Source organism: Endozoicomonas elysicola (genome assembly GCF_000710775.1).
In the GTDB taxonomy this organism is placed as follows: Bacteria; Pseudomonadota; Gammaproteobacteria; order Pseudomonadales; family Endozoicomonadaceae; genus Endozoicomonas; species Endozoicomonas elysicola.
In genome coordinates this window covers 2938526-2960239 of sequence record NZ_JOJP01000001.1, presented here as the reverse complement: position 1 = coordinate 2960239, position 21714 = coordinate 2938526, and the positions used below count along the sequence as shown (strand labels likewise).

Sequence of the window (21714 nt, the reverse complement as noted above, 5' to 3'; positions counted from 1 at the left end):
TATCATTGAATACTGCTTGCAAAGTACATTGTATCTGGAGAGGCTTTTAGCCCTCCAGAACAACAAAAGCGATGGCGTTATCTTGTTCATCTGAAAGACTAATATGGCAATGTTTTATGCCTTTTTGGCGCTGTAATTCAAGCGCATAACCGTACAGAACCAGCTCCGGTGCTCCGATAGAGTTATTTCTGATTTCAATATGTTGAAAAGATAATTTACCAATACCCGTTCCAAACGCTTTTGCGACCGCTTCTTTAGCAGCAAATCGCTTGGCAAGATAAGATGCAGGCTTAGCACTCTCAGACCAGACAGATAATTCAAATTGGGTCAGAATCCGGCGGGCAAATGCATCACCCAAGCGGTTAAGGGAGCGTTCAATTCGTTCAATCCGGACGATATCGGTACCAATTCCTGCAATCACTTAAAATGCCTTCCGTGCGGCATCCAACATTAGTGATTTCATTTCACGAACGGCGGGCTTCAAGCCGGTGAAAAGCGCACGAGCAATGATTGAATGTCCAATATTAAGTTCATTAATACCAGCAATCATAGCGACAGGCTCAACATTCTGATAATTCAACCCATGACCAGCATTAACAATAAGTCCCTGCTCCAACCCAAATATTACCGCATTTCGCAGACGATCAAGCTCTTCCTGCATAGCTTCTGCAGTCATCGCTTCAGCATACGCACCGGTATGCAACTCAATGGCAGGGGCGCCAGCACGGGCAGCCGCCTCAACCTGATCCCGGTCAGGATCAATGAATAATGAAACTTCAACACGCTGTTTACCAAGTCGATGACAGGCAGAAGCAACACTATCAAAAAGCCCCTTAACATCCAGCCCGCCCTCAGTAGTCACCTCTTCCCTCTTCTCAGGTACAAGACAAACATGCTCAGGCTTGACCTTTTCAGCAATGCACAGCATCTCTTCAGTCACCGCCATTTCAAGATTCATCCGAGTCTGTAGAATATCGCGAATCCTAAAAACGTCATGATCCTGAATGTGCCTTCGGTCTTCACGCAGGTGCAATGTAATACCATCTGCCCCTGCCTCTTCAGCTTCAATAGCAGCTTGAACAGGATCAGGATAGCGAATCCCTCTAGCTTGTCTAACAGTTGCAATATGGTCAATATTGACGCCCAGCAAAATACGCTGATGAGGAACCATGAGTAAACCTTACCATTGATCAAGTTGTTTCAAACGTTTGAGACGCTCTTATCCTTCCGACAGAGAACGAGTTCTATTTGCGAAAAGCATACGGCTCTGCAAAGGCCGCTCCCCAATAAGAGGCCTCATGGCCTGCCTTGTAAAGCGCTTAAAGCCCGGATAAAAATCAGGGTTGCTGAAATCCCCGCTGGCTAGCGCTTTAAGTAATTCCGCAGTGTAGCAAAACCGCTTCTCAGAATGGCCAATATGCTCATCAGTCGGAACCAGACCATGCTCTGGCTCAAACCGATACAAAACCCCATCAATAAGAGGAACACCATTAGCCACATCCCAATCCAGGGAGGGGGCATAGCCACAGAGCTTCAACAAGTCCAACTCAAACTGCCTCAGTAGAGGCTCAAGAGGTGAAGACCTGTTCAAATAAGAGAGTGTATTCTGATACAGATCAGTCACACCGTCCACGTGCTGACCCGGAATCATCGACCTCATCAATAACTCGTTAATATAAAACCCACAGTAAAGCCGCTCACCAGAGAGAAATTCGTGACGATCAGGCTCCAGATCAATGAGTGTTTTCAGTTCACCACGCCCCTTCCACCTGAGCATCAATTGATGAAAGGGCTGCAGTAACGACGAGTATCGGGAACGAGACTGGCGAACACCTCTGACAACCATGGCAATACGACCATGCCCCTCAACGAGAAATTCAGCAATAACTGAGCGCTCTTTATAAGAGCGTCGATGAAGCAACCAGGCTTTATGAAACTCACTGGTTGTGGTCATATCCCAGACTTTTCAGAGCTCGCTCATCATCAGACCAGCCAGCTTTAACTTTAACCCAGAGGTTCAACATCACTTTCGAGTCAAACATCAGCTCCATATCCTTACGGGCATCCTGTCCTATTTGCTTGAGACGACTGCCTTTATCACCGATGACAATGGCCTTCTGCCCTGCACGCTCTACAAGGATTAACGCGCTGATCGTCAGTAGTGGACCTTTTGGGCGCACCTCATGCTTAAACTCTTCAATTTCAACCGTGACCTCATAAGGCAACTCATCACCTAACTGGCGCATCACCTTCTCACGCACCAGCTCAGCGGCCAGAAATCTTGAGCTTCGGTCCGTCAACTGGTCTTCAGGAAAATGGTGAACGCCTTCAGGGACAAGATCAGTAATCATCTCTTCCAATTGTGTCAGGTTATGCCCATGCTGAGCAGAAATAGGCACCACAGCATGAAAGTCCATTTTTCCTGACAAGGATTCAAGATGGGGCATTAGCTTCGTCTTGTCACTAATCTTGTCAACTTTATTGACAGCTAGAATAACCGGACAACGAGCACCCTGAACTTTCTCCAGAACCATTTGGTCCTCTTCATTCCAGGTAAGCCGGTCAACCACAAATACAATGGCATCAATGCCCGCCAAAGCACTGCTGGCAGCCTTGTTCATATAGCGATTAATGGCTTTTTTCTGGACCTTGTGCATTCCCGGCGTATCAACATACACAGTTTGAATGCCCTGCTCTGTCTTTATACCAAGCACCTGATGGCGCGTTGTCTGGGGACGGCGAGAGGTAATTGAAAGTTTCTGCCCAAGAAGATGATTCAACAGTGTTGATTTACCAACATTAGGCCTGCCAACAATGGCAACATAGCCACATCGGCTGACTTCTGAAACGGAGTCGACCGGACTGAACTCATGAGCAGTGGGCTCTTCGTGATTTACATCAGATGTCATCTGTTTATCTGCTCTCTAATACTCTTAATGCTCAACGCCAAGCAATTTCAATGCGTTACGAGCCGCCTGCTGTTCAGCACCACGCCGACTCGGCCCTTCCCCCTTTGATGGTTCATCCAGACAGTCAAGCACACACACCACCGAGAAATGCTGGTCATGAGCCTCACCCTGAATATCCGTTACCTGATAATTCGGTAATGAGTACTGTCTAGCCTGTAGATATTCCTGCAACCGGGTTTTGGGATCTTTATTTTGCTCATCCGTTGTCGTCAACTTATCAAGGCGACTGTTGAACCAGCTGCGAATGCGCTCGTGACAAACAGCCATTCCGGCATCAAGATAAATCGCGCCAATGATGGCCTCAATAGCATCAGCGAGAATAGACTCCCGCCTGAAGCCACCGCTTTTCAATTCACCCGAGCCCAGTCGAAGAAAATCACCAAGCTCAAATTCACGTCCTAGCTCGGCCAGCGTTGCGCCTCGAACCATTCGAGCACGTAAACGACTTAGTTGACCTTCCTTTGCATCGGGAAAACGCTCATAAAGTGCTTCAGCAATGACAAAATTGACAATTGAGTCACCCAAAAACTCCAGGCGCTCATTATTCCGACTGCCAAAACTGCGATGTGTTAACGCAAGTTCTAACAGACTCTGATCTGAAAATTCATGCCCTAACTTTCTCTGCAAGCGGGCAAGTTCAAGCATTTTCACTGAGATCCAGCTTTCCAGTTATGTTGAAACGTTAATACCAGATCAACGTTATAGAAAAAATTAATACGACGTTCATAGTCAATGTTTATCGCGACCACACCATTTTCACGGGCCACTTTGACTTCACTACGGTCCAGCTTGACCATATTCAACTGCAACCCTTTATCAATCCAGGTTCTAACCTGAGTTACCGAGGCCGTTGAAGAGCCAGGACGATCCGTTAATGATGCCACAACTTTATTAACTGCATGATCATCCATATAGAAAGGTAGGACCTTAAATGCAAAAGACAACAGGAGCCCACCAATTAACAGATAAAAAAGCCAGCTTAAGGCACTGCTTCCCCGTTGTCTGCTTTTCATTCCATTCATAAGATTTTCTCCACTGGTACTTACTGCCCCTTACTCAATAGCACCATTATTCTTAAAGCCGGGTAACTGAGTCCAGCTGGGCCAGTGCATCCAGATATAAACAGCTTTTCCGACGATATTCTCTTCCGGAACAAATCCCCAGTAGCGGCTGTCATTACTTCTGTCACGGTTATCACCCATCACAAAATACATACCTTCTGGCACAACCCACTCACCCTCAGCCCTGAAGTCGTTACTGGTTAATTCTTTTCGAATCTGATATTGGTTGTCTTCACTACCTTCATTATAAAGACGGTAAATGGATCGATCATCACTCAGCTGAGCTACAAACTCTTCAGGCACTGCCTCACCATTCACTGTCAGACGCTTACCCGTATAACGGACCACATCACCAGGCAAGCCGATAACCCGCTTGATAAAGTTAATACTTTCTTTTCCAGGCTGTTTAAATACCATCACATCACCACGATCGGGCTCACCAACAGGGAGAACTTTTGTTCCTGTCACGGGCAAACGCAAACCATAGCTGTACTTACTCACCAGAATAAAATCCCCAACCTCCAACGTTGGGATCATTGAGCCAGAGGGTATTTGAAAAGGCTCGAACAAAAATGATCGAATCACCAGAACAAACAGTAAAACAGGAAATATTGACTTAGAGGTCTCTACAATCGCAGGTTCTTTAGCGAGTTTTTCTACTGTATCGCTATCCCCTCCCTGAGCGCTGAGATTCGCCATAGCTACTTTTCGCTTTGGCAACAGAAAAAGTCGGTCAATCAGTGCAATGATACCCGTGATGAAAACCGAGAGTACCAATAGCAGTGGAAAGTTAAAATCCATGGCTGTTCTTCTCTAAACCCGTTTTATCAGACCTGTACAAATCGGTAAGCCTGCGTTAAAAATGTCCAAATACAATAATTCCCCAGCACACAATAAGCCGGTAATCCGGCTCATCGCATCAACCTGGCACATTGCAGGTTATATATAATCAAAGGACTATTATTTGTCGACCTTTAGAACGGCTAGGAAAGCCTCCTGTGGAATTTCCACACGCCCTACCTGCTTCATCCGCTTCTTACCTGCCTTCTGTTTTTCCAGCAGCTTACGCTTACGACTAACGTCACCACCATAACACTTAGCCGTTACGTTTTTTCTAAGTGCCTTAACCGTAGTTCGAGCAATAATCTGACCACCAATAGCAGCCTGAATAGCGACATCAAACATCTGACGGTGAATAATTTCTTTCATTTTCTCAGTCAGAACCCTACCCCTGGCAACGGAATGATCCTTATGAACAATCAGCGCAAGAGCATCAACTTTTTCACCATTGATCAGGATATCTACCCGAACCATTTTAGCGGCTTCAAAGCGATCAAAAGAATAATCCAGTGATGCAAACCCCCGGCTCACTGATTTCAGACGATCAAAGAAATCAAGAACTACTTCATTCATCGGAATATCATAGGTCAGTGATACCTGCCCCCCGGTGAACTGCATATCTTTCTGTACCCCCCTTTTCTCAACGCAGAGGGAGATCACATTACCCAGATATTCCTGTGGCACCAGAATATTCGCTCTGGAAATCGGCTCTCGAATTTCATCAATTCCAGCAGGATCTGGCAGGCGAGATGGGTTATCAACCTCAATAACGCTGCCATTTTTCATCTGACACTCGTAGATTACCGTTGGTGCTGTGGTAATCAGGTCCAGATCGTACTCTCGCTCGAGCCGCTCCTGAATGATCTCCATGTGAAGCATGCCGAGGAAGCCACAGCGGAAACCAAACCCAAGGGCATCACTACTCTCTGGCTCATAGAACAGTGAAGCATCATTGAGACTTAACTTTTCAAGAGCATCACGAAAGTCCTCAAAATCATCAGCACTGACAGGGAACAACCCGGCATAAACCTGTGGCTTAACATGTTTAAAGCCTGGCAACGCCGCAACATCCTGAGTTTTCAGATGCGTCAGCGTGTCACCTACAGGGGCACCATTTATGTCCTTAATACCAGCAACCACATAGCCAACTTCGCCTGCTTTGAGCACCCCTGTAGGTGATCGTTTTGGCGTGAAAATACCGACATTATCAACCACATGAGATTGTCTGGTCGACTTGACAATAATCTTCTCTCCCTTTCGTAACGTGCCATTTTTAACACGTACAAGAGAAACCACACCCAGGTAGTTATCAAACCAGGAATCAATAATCAGTGCTTGCAGAGGTCCATTGATGTCACCTTCAGGTGCAGGAATACTCGATACAAGTCGCTCGAGAACATCTTCAATTCCCAGCCCACTTTTGGCTGAGCAGCGCACCGCATCAGTAGCATCAATGCCTATAATTTCTTCAATTTCCTGAGAGACACGATCAGGCTCGGCCTGAGGCAGATCCATTTTATTAAGAACCGGCATAACCTCAAGCCCCTGCTCTATCGCTGTATAACAGTTAGCAACAGATTGAGCCTCAACACCCTGAGCTGCATCCACCACCAGCAGCGCGCCTTCACAGGCAGCCAGAGATCTTGACACTTCATAGGAAAAGTCAACGTGCCCAGGTGTATCAATGAAGTTCAGCTGATAGGTATTACCATCTTTAGCATGGTAATCCAGCGTTACGCTCTGAGCCTTGATCGTGATTCCACGCTCGCGCTCAAGCTCCATGGAATCAAGCACCTGAGCCTGCATTTCACGATCACTGAGCCCACCGCAGGTTTGAATAAAACGGTCAGCCAGAGTCGATTTGCCATGGTCAATATGGGCAATGATTGAAAAGTTCCTGATAAGGCTTAGGTCGCTCACGATAGCATCACTACAAAAAGTTGTCCCCGCACTGGCGGGGACTATGTTGGCCTGCAGATCAAACTGATGCTCTCTAACGCAGGAAAAACAAAGGCTATTGTCACTAAATCTGTGAAGACAGCCTCGACAGCGATTTAAAAGTATCTGATCTGCTATAAATGATTCCGTACTATTCTATAACATGTCAGCACAGTACTCCATGATCATATACTGTGCTGATAACAAATGGTTATTCCTGTAAACGGAAAGTAATATAACCAGGGTTACCACCACGAATAACCCTCATTGAGATTGAGCGGTTTTTGGGCAATTTGGCAACGACTTTTTTGAACTCTGATACTGTGGTAACGCTACGATTGTTCAAGTCAGTGATCACATCCCCCTGCCTTAAACCGATGGAACGCCCCGCCCCCCTGTTAACACCAATCACCACCAGACCCTGTACATCTTCCTCCAGACGCAACTTACTTCGATAATTCTCATCCAGCTCAGCAACCTTAACACCTAACGGGTTTTTGTCAGAAACTGGCTTATCTCCATTTTTTTCCGGGGCGCTACTATTTTCATCAGGTAACTGCCCTACTTCAACGTCTACCAATTTACGCTTACCGTTACGGATAAACTCAAGCTTTGCTTTTTCACCAGGTTTGATGACACCAACCGACATTGGCAGTATCCCGGAGTTACTGATAGCTCTGTTATTAAACCGAACTATGATATCACCGGGATGCAGTTTGGCTTTATCAGCAGGCCCACCAGGAACAACCTGACTAACCAAGGCCCCCATCGGTCTTTCCAAACCAAATGACTCTGCAAGATCACGATCCACATCCTGAATAGCAACACCCAACCAACCCCGGGTCACATACCCTTTGTCTTTCAGCTGATCGACCGCCCACATAACATGATCAACAGGAATGGCGAATGAGAGCCCCATAAAACCACCGGAGCGGGTAAAAATTTGAGAATTAATTCCAATCACCTCACCTTCCATATTGAAGAGAGGCCCACCTGAGTTACCCGGATTAATAGGAACATCGGTTTGTATAAATGGTACATAAGAGTCGCTTGGCAGACTTCTATTTAGCGCACTGACAATACCCTTAGTAATTGAGTACTCAAAGTTGAAAGGAGATCCGATAGCAGCCACCCACTCCCCGGGCTTAACACCTTCGGAATCGCCAATCTTTACAACTGGCAAACTACGATCACTTTCAATTTTCAAAAGAGCAAGATCTGAGCGTTTATCAGCACCAATCAGTTCAGCAGGACGCTCACTTCTATCGCTAAGCCTGACAATAATCTGATCGGCACCATCAACAACGTGATTATTAGTCAGAATATATCCGTCTGAAGAAATAATAAACCCAGAACCAAGAGACATGGGTTGAGAATTGCCTGAAGCCCCCTCATCAGGCAGCGGGATACCAAAATAACGCCGAAATATTTCGGGAAGTTCTTCTCCGCCAGGACCATAAATCTGCTGCCTTGCTTTAGCCTTGGCTAACGTACTAATATTCACCACAGCAGGAGAAGCCTGCTCAAACAAACCTGTAAAATTGGGTAATCCGGAAGTATCAGCTGAAGCATTTGACAATGATGCACAAAGCAGAATGACAGACAATCCAAAATTACAAAATGACTTTTTGAAGAGAAAAAATACTCTACTCATTAATATGATTTCCCCATAACTCTAATCTTAAAAGTACTCACTGCAGGCCTAATGTTCCAGCAGTATTAGTTGCATTTAGGTAACATGGGCAGCCAACAGAGTTTTGATACTGACTGGACATACCCCTCCAATTCTTATGAGAAAGGACGACAAAAACTGTCAGTCATGCCTGAAAGCAAATTGTTCGCCAACTCCACTATCAGAGAAAAACAATCCTTCAGGTGACAGCACCTTTACGACCTCGACACGACATATATCAGCAGACCTTTTTTCCCCTACAATTCGCACGAAAAAAAAGCCACACAAAAGACTGAACCCTGATGTGAGCACCAACCAAAAATCACTCAAACCCGCCAGTGAAGACAGCCAGAGCCCAACCATCAAGAGAATAAGGGGAAAAAGGTAAATCAAAAAAGAAGCCTTCAGAAGCGAGCCTTCCGGAATGCCAACAACAACTTGATCACCTTCCTTTAATACCCAGCGACTGCTTGCTTTGATATAGGAAAAATAAGCATCAGATTTATATTTTTCAGAAAGATGCTGCCCACAGCCTTGTCGAGCATTACAACTAGAGCAACTGGATCGTCTGGTCGTTTCAACCCAGACATATTCACTCTCAACCGTAACAACTCGCCCCTGTTCTTCTACCATATTCCTGGAAACCTGACACACATCGGTAGTGAAATAATAAAAGAAACCACAGCCATCAAGTCCAGCAAACTTACCTGATCATTACATCAAGGTTTAATCTTCAACGGGCGGACGGATACTGCTACTCGTTCAGCAGCCCCAAGTGGAATATCACCAACAACCGTTACATGAAAATATTGATTGCCTTCTCGATATATCTTGGAGACCGCAGAAAGCGCTCCGATTTTTTCAGAAGCCTGACTAAGAACCCGGGTATCATCCTGTTCAACAAAAACTGAAAAGCTGGCAATACCATCAGAGAAGACCAATGCATCAACGTTGTGCTGACTCACCGGTGATGGGCGAACGCTTCTATTTTCCAAAAGAAAGCCATCAGGCAACCAACCCGTTTCCCACTCCAGTGGATCAGAGGGTTTGTCAGGTTGACTTTTAACGGTGATAGTTTCATCTACCACAGAAGGTTTTCGTATAAGAAGATCTTTAGTCTCATCAGATAGCGATCCGACATTTAAGGAAGTAAATTGAAGGCGTTCAATAATCTTCCCCTGATCGTCAACCATTACCAATTTGAGCAATAACGATGATTCTCGATCAAGCCATAGCTGATAACCATAGCGAAAGCGATCTTTGGGGAGGACCAACAACAAAACAGCCTCACGCCCGGCCACCCGATCGATACCAACAATTTTCAAGTCATAATACTTTTCAGATATCCCACCTTGAAGCTTGTTAATAACAGGCATCAGAGAACCATGCTGAAACCGGGTCACCCCTTCGTTATAGCTTGAAAAAAACAATTCATTTCCATCACGAACCACTTCTCTGGGAGCGCCATCAAGATAAAGAATCCGTTCTTTTTCAGAATGATCATTATCACCGGCTTGATGAATGATACTGAGGGTTTCCAGTTGAGCTCCCTGCTGATAGACGAACTCACCCTGAAAACTGAGATTCTTGGAGGAATCCACCATCTTTTCAAGAAGATAGCTGGAATCTGGAACTGTATCAGCATTCAGAAAACTGCTGATAAAAATAACTAGCACCAGCAACTTGCCGGAAATCCATTGCGTTTGTTTCATAAACTTATTGGCTGTCAAAACTCGTCAATCTGGCAAATGACAAAATGCTCTGCCCATTACCCATGGCTGATAGCTCTGCATGCTGAAGGGCATAGGCGTGAAAACGCTCTCTGGTAGCCCGGTCAGCAAGACTTTGCGCATAGGCAAGCTGCTCAGGTGTAATGCTGTCATGAAGCTTTGAGTTATAACCTGCACGAATACCCGATGCACCATAATCATTCTGACCTACATGTGCCAACTGGACCGGCTGAGTCAAGGTTACAGGTTCATTAACTGCCATCAACTGGACATCAGCAGGAGGATTACTGTTTCGCACTCCAACAACAATAGCTACCGCAACAGAAGCGGCCATGGCAACCTTACCCAGTGACACCCAAAGCCCTTCAATAACATTGCTCGATTTTGAATTACCATTAGAGCCATTTACAGAAGAGCGCGGTGAATCAGAAAACTTTTGATTGAGAGTAGTATCTACATCACCCTGCTCAATCGCAGCCATGACACCCTTGGAAATATCAACGTTCGAAAACTGGTTTACCTCTCCACGAACCGCATCACCAATAAGCTGGTAACGCCCCGCCAACGAGCGAAGCTCGTCATCTTTACTAATACCATCAAGCACTCTGCGTAACTCAAGATCATTCGAATGTCCGTCCAGAGAAACCGACAGGGACTCTTTCAGCCGTTCTCTGGCACTGATTTGAGGATCTTTTTCACTCATAGACAAACCCCTGATATCCACGCAGACCTGGCTGCTGCCATGCGTTAGTCAAACCTGTTAACCACCCTGCCCTAATAACGGCCTGATTTCACGATCGATAGCCTCTCTTGCCCTGAAAATTCTGGAACGGACAGTTCCAACCGGACAATCCATAACATCAGCTATTTCTTCATAACTCAACCCATCAAACTCTCTCAACATTACAGCAGTTCGGAGCTCATCGGGTAAACGCTGGATAACATCATGAATAACCTGCTCAATCTCATCACAGTACAGGTTACGTTCCGGTGTATCAACGACTCTCAGTGTCGTTGCCGTTTCCAGGAAATCTGCATCATGGACATCAATATCAGACTCCGGCAGCCTACGGCCTTTCGATACCAAGTGATTCTTGGCCGTGTTGACAGCGATACGATACAACCACGTATAAAATGAGCTGTCCCCGCGAAACTTATCCAGCGCACGATATGCTTTTATAAAAGCTTCTTGCGTTACATCCTGAACTTCCTGAAAGTCACTGACATAACCCCCAACCAGTCCAAGAATACGGTGCTGATACTTGATAACCAGCACATCATAAGCTTTTTTATCACCCTGTTTAACACGATCAACCAGCTGCTGATCAGAGTCCTGACTATCAACCATTCAGGCATCTCCACCCGCGCATGGCAGGAACACCGCAAATGGCACCATAGTGCAATATAGGGTTAAACTCAACCGCAAGTATATAGACCATCAAAATGAAGAAAAGTTCCTGATATTTTCAATTTTTTACTATAAAAGGTATTTGTCCACCACACTCAGTTTTTCTGAGTTCTGTAATTATATTGAAAAACCGTCCAGTTATCTTTAGCGCTGCATAGCGCTATAGTACAGCCAAAACATTCTATATAATGGCCCGAACCATTACGCGCTACTGTATTATTGGCCGGGCTAACCAAAACAGACAGGTCAATTGCTTTAAGTTCAAGGCTTGTTGATTTAGATCAACCGCACTCTTAAGCATCGACCTGAAAAATAGCCACTTTAGCCTGACATACACATAAGCAACTGTATAAAAACCTGCTTACAGCTGCAGATGGCCACGCTGCTCACTGAAGAGAGCTTATAGTGTCTCGTACCGGACAGTTACAGTTCCACAGGCTAGCACATTAATCCACACTGTATTCATTTTCTTATGGATTATATGAAGGATAAATTACGTCAGAGTGATCTGATGACAGGGGACTCCTATGCAACAGCCCTTTAATTACGATGTAATCATCATTGGCTCTGGGGCCGCCGGCCTTACTACCGCACTTCAATTGCCCAGTACTGCCCGCATTGCTATTTTCAGCAAAGACTCATTGAGTGCCGGATCAACCTACTGGGCACAAGGTGGTATAGCTGCAGTGCTGGATCAGACTGGGGACAATATCGATCAGCACATTCAGGATACACTGATTGCAGGAGCAGGGCTCTGTAATGAGTATGCCGTTCGGCACATTGTTGAGAATGGCAGGGACAGCATAGAATGGCTGATCAACCAGGGAGTTCCATTCACACCGGATAATACAGTAGACAGGCCTTTTGATTTCCACCTTACGAGGGAAGGCGGACACAGCGCCCGCCGCATAATTCACGCTGCAGATGCCACTGGTAGAGCTATTTCAGACACGCTATTGGAGCAGGCAAAATCAAAACCAAATATCAACCTGTTTGACCATCACCTGGCGATCGACCTTATTAACACCTGCAAACTGGGCAACTTTTCTAATAGCATCACTGATAACAATGAGCATCGTTGTGTTGGCGCTTACATCCTTGACCTGAAGACTGACCAGATTAAGGTATTCAGAAGCCGATGTACCGTGCTTGCCTCTGGTGGAGCCAGCAAAGCCTACCTCTATACCAGCAACACCGATGGCGCGTCCGGTGATGCTATTGCAATGGCATGGAGGGCGGGCTGCCGGGTTGCTAATATGGAGTTTAATCAGTTCCATCCAACCTGTCTCTATCATCCCAACGCCAAATCATTTCTCATTTCTGAAGCAGTAAGGGGAGAGGGCGGCCAGCTAAAACGTCCAGATGGCTCCAGATTCATGAAAGAGTATGACCATCGGGAAGAACTGGCACCCAGAGATATTGTAGCCCGGGCAATTGACCATGAGATGAAGCGACTAGGGTCCGACTGCCTTTACCTGGATATCAGTCATAAACCTGCCGAATTCATTCGCTCACACTTTCCGACAATTTATGAGCGATGCCTGAGCTACGATATAGATATCACTAAGGATCCCATCCCAATCGTTCCAGCGGCACACTACACTTGCGGGGGAATTTTTGTTGATAAATATGGCCAAACAGATTCAAAAGGACTTTTTGCAGTTGGAGAATGCAGCTTTACTGGGCTGCATGGTGCTAATAGACTTGCCAGCAATTCTTTACTTGAGTGCTTTGTATCAGCAAAAAGCTGTGCTCAAATTATTAGCGAAACTATTCACCAATACCCGGAACCACCTGCACTACCCGATTGGGATGAAAGCCAGGTAACTGATTCCGATGAAAATGTCGTCATCTCTCACAACTGGGATGAGCTGCGTCGTTTTATGTGGGATTATGTTGGGATTGTTCGGACAACAAAACGCCTGCAAAGGGCCATGAATCGTGTTGAGCTGCTGCAATCCGAAATCAATGAGTTTTACAGTAACTTCAAAATCAGTAATGACCTCATTGAGCTTCGAAATCTTGCCCAGGTATCCGAGTTAATTATTCGGTGTGCCATGTCAAGGAAAGAGTCTCGCGGCTTGCATTACACGCTAGACTACCCTAATCCGGTAGAGCACCCGGAAGACACTATTCTGATTCCCGAAAGCTATGAGCCTCTCCAACAAACAGAGTGGAAGACTCAAGAATCAGTCTTAGCCTAAAAGCATGCAATTCAACAGGATCAGCACTGTCTGGAAACAGGATTAGATATGAAGGACGGTGCTTATCCTCAACTCTCAATTTAAAACAGATCAACGCGGAAGTTACGACAACCTCACCTTCAGGCCATGCGCGAAACCACCTACCATCAAGAAGGACTCTCCATTGATCATCAAATAATCGAATACTGCGAATACTCGAACAATGTCTGTGAGTAATGAATCGGAGGCAGTATCGATAACAATGAGAAACCAGAACAACAGCCAGAGCAAACTTGGCTATCAGCCAGAGTGTGGATAGCCACAATGCTAAAAAGGCTGCAAAGTGGCTGACAGCAATTAAAACAAGGTAGTAACGAGAACGCCTTAAGTTAATCTCACAAAGACTCGCCCTTGTAACGCCCACGCTCTAATACCATATCAATCATGCGACTCAGTGCCCGGTCTTCAGGCCTTGCCCCGCTCATAAACCAACTGAAGAGATCCGGATCTTCACACTCCAACAGGCGAACATAAGTTTGCTGATCAGTATCACTCAAGCCAGCCAACGCTTCTCTGGTAAAAGGCTCCAAAAGAACATCCAGTTCAAGCATCCCACGACGACTTCGCCACTGAAGGCATTTTAATTCATTTTCGCCCAGCATTTCAGAATAACCCCAATTATGGATTTTGCTGGCCATTATACCTTTAAATTTGACGCAATAATCCTCTATTATGCCACCACCTATTTAATATTTTCCCAATTAGGGCAAACACAATGACAGCACGGCAACTTAGCTTTAACGCCCTGTTCGCCGGCATCAGTGTCCCGCCTTATCAAATTGCGGCAACCAGATAACAAGGTAATCAGATGGCCACTGACAGGAAGACCTACTTAATAACTCAGGGCGCTGTTTATGAAGAAGAGCAGTTGAAAGGCTTTTCCAAAACACCACCAAAGCTCAGCACCAACACAGTCTCTGTAATATCCAGCCTCAGCCTGATCAGTGTCGATGGAACGGATCGTCAAAAGTTCTTACAGGGACAGATTTCCACCCATATGATGCAGCTTGGCGCTCTTAATCACAGCACCGGGGTTGCGTGCTCCCCTAAAGGACGCATGTACACAAATTTCAGGATTATGAATAATGGCAAGCGCTATCTGCTGGCTATGAATTCAGGGCTAACTGAAACCACGATAGAAACGCTGAAAAAATACGCTGTTTTCTTTAAGGTTGATCTTACCCCCCAACCAGATTACGTCGTTCTTGGCCTGTCTGGTGAGAATATTGATACGATCTTAGCCAAGATTTTTCCTGACTCACCACTGCCAAAACAGAATGAAGTGATCGAAGTCCCCGGCAGTGGCTACCTTATAAAAGTCCCCGGTATTCGAGCTCGATATGAACTATGGCTTCACCAGAACGACCTTCCACAGTGGTGGACTGAACTTACAAAAGAACTGACACCTGCAACTGAAGATTTTTGGCAATTACTGAGTATTGAGTCGGTAATTCCAGAGCTTCGCGAGGAAACCATCGACAAATACATACCCCAACATCTAAACCAGCCCTCACTGGGAGGTGTCAGTTTCAGAAAGGGATGCTATACCGGGCAGGAAATTGTTACCCGAATGCAAAACCTGGGACAACAGAAAAGCCGGTGCTATTGGCTGAGCCTTGAAAGCCCTCTCAAAAACCCTGTAGAACCACCCAATATCAATACTCGCCTATACAACGGTGATGGTAAACCTGTCGGGGAAATCATACAGAGCGCCAGTAATATCGAATCCAATAAGATTGAATTACTGGCGGTTATCCGGATTGATGCTGCTGAAGCCAACGATGTATATCTTACACCGGAAAAAAGTCATCAGTTGAAGGTTCATGATCTGCCTTATGCAATAGATCCCAAGGCTGAACTTCAAAAGTAGGAAGCATCAACCCAACCAGGCCACCCAGGGAGCCAGTCACTGGCTCCGCATTAGAAACATAGTTTTCAACTAAGGCTCTGCTTGATAATTCCCAGTATTCCATTAGCCTCATCAAAGTCATAACTGATAACAGCATCCTGAAAGCACTTTAGCTGTTTCTGATCAATCTGATCTTTTAGCCCCTGAATAAGCGTAGGCAGTAGAGACACAACATCTACATCCCCTTCACTCAACTTTTGTTCCATCTCATAGAGAAGGTCATTCAGTTCACCCACTTCAATAGCCCCCTCTCCTGCAGGTTCCAGATCTTCTTTCACCGGTGGCAACTGTTCGAGCCCTTCCATCACCTGTTCAAAAGCCAGCACAAAAGCGTCCATCAAAGCACTGCCCGGCATCTCATACTGTCTTCGTAAACTAGTCTCAAGCTGCGAAGCCAGTTCATGCAACCTTTTTGCTCCCAAATTACCGGCAACGCCTTTTAATGCATGGATCAACTGACAAGCTTCATGCCAATCACCGGTTTCCAGAAGTGCCTGTAATTGAATCAGGTCTTCCTTCTGACCTTTGTAGAAGTCAGCCAGAAGTTTCTCATAGAGTGGCTGATTCCCCTGAAGCCTACTCAAGCCTTCGTCCACATCAATTCCCGGTAATCCCAAGCAGGAACCGCGCTCCATATTCTGTGCTAGAGCCACTGAATGAAGTACGTCGGTTTCTCCCACCTGCAACCAGTGACGAACCATCTGCTTAAGTGCATCAGGGCTTAACGGTTTGGAAATATGATCATTCATTCCAGCCTGCAGACAACGCTCGCGATCCCCTGTCATTGCATGGGCTGTCATGGCGATGATAACCAGTTTATCTTTGGCAAGCTTCCTCCTGATCATGCGGGTTGCCTGATAACCATCCATCTCAGGCATCTGAATATCCATAAACACCAGATCAAAATCTTCCTTTTTTATCCGCTCAACGGCTTCGGCCCCATTAGTGACCATTACTACATCAAGCCCCATACCTTCCAGCAGCTCACGGGCAACCTGACGGTTAATTTCATTGTCTTCAGCCAACAGTATCCGCCCTTTGGGCATAATCTCGCAGAATCGAGCCTCTTCGATAACATCAGTTTTCTGAGTATTACGACACTTCAGCATCCGCAGAATGGTTTCTATCAACACGGAACGGTTAACCGGCTTGATAAGAAAGGCATCTACTTCACCGGAAGCTCTTGCCATCACCTCTTCCCTTCCATAGGCAGAAACCATGATCAGTTTGGGCTCTACAGCAAGATTGAGCTTATGAATACTCTTAGCCAATTCAATACCATCAATATCAGGCATCCTCCAGTCGAGAAGAACGAGCGAGATAGCCTCCTGTTCACTGGAATTCTTTTGTTTAAGCAAGGTCAGAGCTTCATCTCCGTGCCCCATTTCCCAGGTTTCACACCCAGACATTTTCAAGTGACTGATCAAAAGAGCCCTGGCTTCAGGGTTATCATCCACAACAAGCACACGGACACCTTGAAGCGACTGCACCGAGATCTGAGCCTGATGAGCTATACCCAGCTCAGCCACGAAGCGAAAAGTACTTCCCTTACCGGGTTCAGAATCTACGGACATGTCTCCGTTCATCATCTGCACAAGATTCTTACAGATTGCCAGCCCCAATCCTGTACCACCAAACTTTCGGGTTGTTGAACCATCGACCTGAGAAAATGACTGAAAAAGCTTGCTTTGCTGCTGTTTACTGATGCCTATGCCAGTATCGGTTACAGAGAACTCAAGCCTGACAACGTCCTGCCGGCTGGAGAGCACCTGGACAGAGACATTGACTTCACCTTCACTGGTAAATTTAAGAGCATTGTGGGTAAGGTTAATGAGTATCTGCCCAAGCCTGAGAGGATCTCCTTTCAACTGTTGCGGAACATCAGAGTGAATGTCATAAGTCAGGGTGAGCCCTTTTTCCTTAGCCTTGATACTGCTGAGGTTATAGACATTTTCAAAAACACCACCAAGGTCAAACTCGATATTTTCCATATTGAGTTTGCCAGCCTCAATTCTTGAGAAGTCAAGAATATCGTTAATAATGCCTAGAAGATCATGTGCAGAGATCTGAATTTTACTAATGTAATCTCTCTGCTGGTGAGAAAGTTTCGTCTCCTGAACCAGATGACTCAAGCCAATGATCGCATTCATCGGGGTTCGAATCTCATGACTCATATTTGCCAAGAAATTGCTTTTAGCCTGATTTGCCTGATCCGCGACCTCTTTAGCCTTATGCAAGGCTTCTTCAGCCTGTTTACGGTCAGTGATGTTCCGACCAGAAGCAAATAGATACCCTTCTCCTTCATACTCCATGTAATTCGCAGTCACTTCGACTGGAAAAACAGTACCATCGGAGGTCTTTCTGAGCGTTTCATAGGTCATCCCTTTTCTGAGAACCAACTGTTCCCAGAGTTTCTTCCAGGAATTTCGGGTTACGGCCGGGTTAATGTCCATAATGGACATCTTCATTAACTCTTCCTGTGAGAACCCCAGCGCTTTACAGGCAGACTCATTGACGTACTTATGATAGCCATCCCTTCGGAACCAATGGATATGATCACCCGCGTTATCAAGTGAGAAACGGGCCATAGAGAGTTCACGCTCTCTTTCTATCTGATGGGTGATATCGACCATCGTACCAATCACCCGCATTGGCTTCCCCTGCTCATCTCTGAACACCACTTTCCCTTTGCTGCGGACCGTGGCATAGCTACCGTCTTTTCTACGGATACGATAAACGAACTGGAAAGAGTTATCAGAAGTCGCCAGTTGGTGCTCAAAAAACCGAATGGTTGATATTTTATCCTCTGGATGAAATAACCGTCTCCAGGCACGGATAGTATGCAGAAGTTCTCCTGGTTGATAGCCCAGCATGGTCTGATAACGGGGACTCAAATACATCCAGTCCCGCTGGACATCCCAGTCCCAAAGACCATCAGAAGCCGCATCCATCGCCAATTGATAACGCTCTTCACTCACTCTTAAGGCATCTTCAGCATTTTGCCGGTCACGAGCAACTGCAACCAGTTCTCCCATTCGGTGCAACAGGTCCATTTCATTGATGTAGACATGGTACTTTTCGGGAATATTGATCAGACCAATACCGCCTACTACCCGACCAAATAACATCATGGGGGCATACACTGCGATAGAAACACCCAGCCCATCAAGAATGGCCGCCCCTTCAAGATCACCCTTTTGTAATATTTCGTCGCGGACCAGAATATTAACCTGATCCTTTTTTACCTCCCCATAAACACGGGTAAAGTCATGATCAAACAGGGGTTCGAATGCGACAGGGTCAGGATTAGACCTACGCGTCCAGTAATGTTCAATACAAGCCCTCGGTTCCCAGGTAAAAATACAGACAGCCTCAGCATTGAGATAATTTCCCAGCTGGCTCAAAAAATACTCGTTGGCGTCATGAACCGGTTGATCCATAAAGTGTCTGGAAATATCACTCAGAAGGCGATCAAGCTCCGAGCGAACCCGAAGCCCCTCCTCCGCCTTTTCACGATCGGCAATCTCTATGGTCAAGCGACGATTCCAATAAACAATCAGAATCAATGTCACCAGAATCAGCACAAGACCAATGAACAGTTCTTTATTGGGTCGCCACATCCCTCCCTTAATTGAAAGCCAGCTACTTTCAAGAACCTCACGATCTTCCGGCGTAATAGTATCAACCGCTTTTTCAAAAATAGAGGCCAGCTCAGGTGAGTTATTTCTCGATGCCATGCTGAACTCATAGTTAAAACCTGCTTCAGCAACGACCTGCAGGTTGGTAATTTTCATGCGCTCTATTTCGTAACTTGCTGAGGCAAGGTTAACGATCATAGCATCCAGCACACCACTGGCTACCTGGTTCAAACCAGTCGCAATATCCGGAATATTGACAAAATGTATTCCCGGATATTTCTGACGGAAAATTTCATAAGTGACATAGCCCGGAGTAAACCCGACCCTTTTCCCCTTCAAGTGTGATGGAGACCGGATACTTTTATCAGAAACACGGGCAAGCACCACTGCCGGCACACTGACCAATGGTTTGGTAAAATTCAGATACCGGCTACGCTCTTCCGTTTTCTGCAACATCGCGACAGCATCAACGTCGTGCCGATAAGCCTGACTCAATGCATCCGTCCAAACACGATCCTGATGAAGTTGAAAGGTAACCCCAAGTCGGTCTTCTAATAGCTTGAGATAATCTATCGCTATTCCCTGCCACTGCCCTCTACTATTGATGTAGGAAAAGGGAGGTTTGTTATTGTCGACCAGCACACTGATCACCGGGTTCTCACCTAACCAGCGACGCTCGGAGTCACTCAACTCAATGACTGACCCACTACGATGGAAGTAACGATCTCGAGTACTGACAATCCACCGATTTTCAATTTGTCGGTACTCATCCGGAGTGATCGCCCGAAACCCGTTATTTAATTCAGACAGTAAATCTGCAGAGTCATTCAGTAAAAAACCAGCGCCGACAGCCTCATTCAAGTTGAAGTACTCACTGGAACTCACCTCCCCCACCAGGCCATGACGATTTAACGCAGACTGAACAATTACGGGCTCACCGAGAAAAGCATCTATTTCTCCAGCAAATAGACTGCCAATCAACTCGGATACGCTGTTATGTCCAACAGGGTATGCATCAGGCAACCAGCGCCGAACAAATTCTTCCTGACTGGAAGAGATAATCACCCCAAGCTTTTTCCCATTCAGTTCAGCACCTGGGTCATCAAGTTTACTGGTGGGGCGAAAGTAAATGCGTGTATTCAAGCCATAATAAGGATTAGACAGCGCCATCCACTGGCTTCGCTCCATTGTTGGAGAAACTGCCGCAATAACATCTACTTTTCCATCTCTCAAAGCAGTCAGACTTTCCCCAATAGGCCCCACCCTGAATTTAACAGGAGTGCCTGTCTTTTCTGACCATAAATTCCAGATATCTACAAAGAGGCCCGAAGGCTTACCAAGGGCATTGATAAAAGACAATGGCGCAAGACCAGCATCCAGAGCAACGACAAGGCTTTCCTGATTACAGGGGGTAAACTGGAACCAGTCTTCGATAAGTTCAGACTTTTCCTGTTCCGAGATTTTAGCCATCCCTTTTTCCACAACACTCACCAGGCCGGCTGCCCCAGACGCCACCGCCGCTTTTATTTTAACCGGATGCAGTGGTGCCTGAACGACCTGATACTCATCTTCAACTCCGGAACTGGTCAGGTAGTAGAGTAAACTGGCATGCCCACCCAATACTGCATCCACTTCCCGATTGGTTGCAGCACCGACCATTGCAGAATATGAGGCAAAAGGAACAACGACAGCCTCTGCATTAAATGTCTTCAGGTGGGGTTGGCAGTTATGTCCTTTAACATACCCTATTCTGAGTTTCGCAAGCGCTTCCTGAAAACTATCAATCTGATGACTCTTTTCCACTAGAAGTACAGGAACAAACTCATAGATCAATACGCGTTCAAAGTCCCTGAGGACTCCGTCCTGATTCAATGTACCAGGAATATAAGCAAGTAAGTCGACTTGTGAGCGGTCTAGCTGATTTTTAATTTGGTCAGCTGACGATGGTAAAAATTTTACAGGAGTATTGTTTTTTTCCGCCCACAGCTGCCACAACTCATAAACCAAACCATCTGGCTTCCCTTGGTCATTGACAAACATCCAGGGTGCATCATCGGTAAAATATGCAATCCTTACGGGCTTTTTAACCGTTTCTGCCAAAAGATCTGCACTGATTGAAATCATTAGCAGAAAGAGCAGGAAGCATAAAAGAGATTGAAGTGTTGGTCGAAAGTAGCGGCTCAGTGCGAAGGGCATAGTAATTCGAAGTAACTCAGGGAACCGGGAAGCGAGCCTATCTTACCCTGAAATATGACAATCACCTATTAAAGAGAGGGTAAATTCGGTTATTTGCTAGAATTAATCAG

General features: G+C 45.9%; 18 protein-coding genes. 2 read left to right on the top strand and 16 right to left on the bottom strand.

Features of this window, described 5'->3' with window-relative positions; translation table 11 throughout:
- Positions 1–46: 46 nt before the first annotated feature.
- The 13 genes from acpS to rpoE all read right to left on the bottom strand — a co-directional run bounded on the left by acpS (position 47) and on the right by rpoE (position 11558).
- On the bottom strand, positions 47–421 hold the full coding sequence (acpS, locus tag GV64_RS12685) for a holo-ACP synthase (RefSeq protein WP_020583284.1): 375 nt from the start codon (positions 419–421) through the stop codon (positions 47–49).
- On the bottom strand, positions 422–1171 hold the full coding sequence (gene pdxJ, locus GV64_RS12680; protein WP_020583283.1) for a pyridoxine 5'-phosphate synthase: 750 nt from the start codon (positions 1169–1171) through the stop codon (positions 422–424).
- Positions 1172–1219: 48 nt separating this feature from the next.
- Entirely contained in the window at positions 1220–1954 is a 735-nt protein-coding gene (gene recO, locus GV64_RS12675) for a DNA repair protein RecO (RefSeq protein ID WP_020583282.1), read from the bottom strand.
- On the bottom strand, positions 1938–2909 hold the full coding sequence (gene era / locus GV64_RS12670) for a GTPase Era (protein WP_020583281.1): 972 nt from the start codon (positions 2907–2909) through the stop codon (positions 1938–1940). Before era ends, recO begins: the two co-directional genes overlap by 17 nt.
- Positions 2910–2933: 24 nt before the next feature.
- Positions 2934–3614 carry a ribonuclease III gene (gene rnc / locus GV64_RS12665; RefSeq protein WP_020583280.1) on the bottom strand — a complete coding sequence of 227 codons (681 nt, stop codon included), beginning with the start codon at positions 3612–3614 and terminating at the stop codon, positions 2934–2936.
- Positions 3615–3616: 2 nt separating this feature from the next.
- Positions 3617–3991: a DUF4845 domain-containing protein gene (locus GV64_RS12660; RefSeq protein ID WP_020583279.1), complete on the bottom strand. Its 375-nt coding sequence runs from the start codon at positions 3989–3991 to the stop codon at positions 3617–3619.
- A 30-nt stretch (positions 3992–4021) separates the two neighbouring features.
- Positions 4022–4831: a signal peptidase I gene (gene lepB / locus GV64_RS12655; protein ID WP_020583278.1), complete on the bottom strand. Its 810-nt coding sequence runs from the start codon at positions 4829–4831 to the stop codon at positions 4022–4024.
- Positions 4832–4990: 159 nt separating this feature from the next.
- A complete protein-coding gene (gene lepA, locus GV64_RS12650; RefSeq protein WP_020583277.1) occupies positions 4991–6790 on the bottom strand; it encodes a translation elongation factor 4 in 1800 nt (599 codons plus the stop codon).
- Between the two features lie 229 nt (positions 6791–7019).
- Positions 7020–8462 carry a DegQ family serine endoprotease gene (locus GV64_RS12645; protein ID WP_020583276.1) on the bottom strand — a complete coding sequence of 481 codons (1443 nt, stop codon included), beginning with the start codon at positions 8460–8462 and terminating at the stop codon, positions 7020–7022.
- 159 nt (positions 8463–8621) lie between these two features.
- Positions 8622–9113 (bottom strand): SoxR reducing system RseC family protein, encoded by a 492-nt coding sequence (locus GV64_RS12640; protein WP_020583275.1) that lies wholly within the window; start codon positions 9111–9113, stop codon positions 8622–8624.
- Between the two features lie 86 nt (positions 9114–9199).
- Positions 9200–10192, bottom strand: a complete 993-nt coding sequence (locus GV64_RS23825) for a MucB/RseB C-terminal domain-containing protein (RefSeq protein WP_051087824.1) — start codon at positions 10190–10192, stop codon at positions 9200–9202.
- A gap of 4 nt (positions 10193–10196) precedes the next feature.
- Positions 10197–10913 carry a sigma-E factor negative regulatory protein gene (locus GV64_RS23820; protein WP_020583273.1) on the bottom strand — a complete coding sequence of 239 codons (717 nt, stop codon included), beginning with the start codon at positions 10911–10913 and terminating at the stop codon, positions 10197–10199.
- 57 nt (positions 10914–10970) lie between these two features.
- Entirely contained in the window at positions 10971–11558 is a 588-nt protein-coding gene (gene rpoE / locus GV64_RS12625; RefSeq protein WP_020583272.1) for an RNA polymerase sigma factor RpoE, read from the bottom strand.
- 587 nt (positions 11559–12145) lie between these two features.
- Here rpoE and nadB point away from each other — a divergent pair.
- Complete coding sequence (gene nadB, locus GV64_RS12620; protein ID WP_020583271.1) at positions 12146–13822, top strand: L-aspartate oxidase; 1677 nt, start codon at positions 12146–12148, stop codon at positions 13820–13822.
- Here nadB and GV64_RS26275 read toward each other — a convergent pair.
- Positions 13749–14225 carry a protein YgfX gene (locus GV64_RS26275; RefSeq protein WP_407919920.1) on the bottom strand — a complete coding sequence of 159 codons (477 nt, stop codon included), beginning with the start codon at positions 14223–14225 and terminating at the stop codon, positions 13749–13751. The genes nadB and GV64_RS26275 overlap by 74 nt on opposite strands.
- Positions 14197–14499 carry an FAD assembly factor SdhE gene (locus GV64_RS12615; protein WP_020583270.1) on the bottom strand — a complete coding sequence of 101 codons (303 nt, stop codon included), beginning with the start codon at positions 14497–14499 and terminating at the stop codon, positions 14197–14199. The genes GV64_RS26275 and GV64_RS12615 overlap by 29 nt, the downstream gene beginning before the upstream one ends.
- A gap of 170 nt (positions 14500–14669) precedes the next feature.
- Between GV64_RS12615 and ygfZ the strand changes: the two genes are divergently transcribed.
- On the top strand, positions 14670–15731 hold the full coding sequence (ygfZ, locus tag GV64_RS12610) for a CAF17-like 4Fe-4S cluster assembly/insertion protein YgfZ (protein ID WP_020583269.1): 1062 nt from the start codon (positions 14670–14672) through the stop codon (positions 15729–15731).
- 65 nt (positions 15732–15796) lie between these two features.
- Here the strand turns inward: ygfZ and GV64_RS23815 are convergent, their stop codons facing one another.
- The gene (locus tag GV64_RS23815; protein WP_020583268.1) at positions 15797–21604 is read right to left on the bottom strand and encodes a transporter substrate-binding domain-containing protein; all 5808 of its coding nucleotides are present in this window, start codon (positions 21602–21604) and stop codon (positions 15797–15799) included.
- Positions 21605–21714 lie beyond the last annotated feature (110 nt).

Coding starts and splice junctions, on each gene's coding strand:
- pdxJ (WP_020583283.1), bottom strand. CDS start 1,171: ATGGTTCCTCATCAGCGTATTTTGCTGGGCGTCAATATTGACCATATT.
- recO (WP_020583282.1), bottom strand. CDS start 1,954: ATGACCACAACCAGTGAGTTTCATAAAGCCTGGTTGCTTCATCGACGC.
- era (WP_020583281.1), bottom strand. CDS start 2,909: ATGACATCTGATGTAAATCACGAAGAGCCCACTGCTCATGAGTTCAGT.
- rnc (WP_020583280.1), bottom strand. CDS start 3,614: ATGCTTGAACTTGCCCGCTTGCAGAGAAAGTTAGGGCATGAATTTTCA.
- GV64_RS12660 (WP_020583279.1), bottom strand. CDS start 3,991: ATGAATGGAATGAAAAGCAGACAACGGGGAAGCAGTGCCTTAAGCTGG.
- lepB (WP_020583278.1), bottom strand. CDS start 4,831: ATGGATTTTAACTTTCCACTGCTATTGGTACTCTCGGTTTTCATCACG.
- GV64_RS12645 (WP_020583276.1), bottom strand. CDS start 8,462: ATGAGTAGAGTATTTTTTCTCTTCAAAAAGTCATTTTGTAATTTTGGA.
- GV64_RS12640 (WP_020583275.1), bottom strand. CDS start 9,113: ATGGTAGAAGAACAGGGGCGAGTTGTTACGGTTGAGAGTGAATATGTC.
- GV64_RS23825 (WP_051087824.1), bottom strand. CDS start 10,192: ATGAAACAAACGCAATGGATTTCCGGCAAGTTGCTGGTGCTAGTTATT.
- GV64_RS23820 (WP_020583273.1), bottom strand. CDS start 10,913: ATGAGTGAAAAAGATCCTCAAATCAGTGCCAGAGAACGGCTGAAAGAG.
- rpoE (WP_020583272.1), bottom strand. CDS start 11,558: ATGGTTGATAGTCAGGACTCTGATCAGCAGCTGGTTGATCGTGTTAAA.
- nadB (WP_020583271.1), top strand. CDS start 12,146: ATGCAACAGCCCTTTAATTACGATGTAATCATCATTGGCTCTGGGGCC.
- GV64_RS12615 (WP_020583270.1), bottom strand. CDS start 14,499: ATGGCCAGCAAAATCCATAATTGGGGTTATTCTGAAATGCTGGGCGAA.
- ygfZ (WP_020583269.1), top strand. CDS start 14,670: ATGGCCACTGACAGGAAGACCTACTTAATAACTCAGGGCGCTGTTTAT.
- GV64_RS23815 (WP_020583268.1), bottom strand. CDS start 21,604: ATGCCCTTCGCACTGAGCCGCTACTTTCGACCAACACTTCAATCTCTT.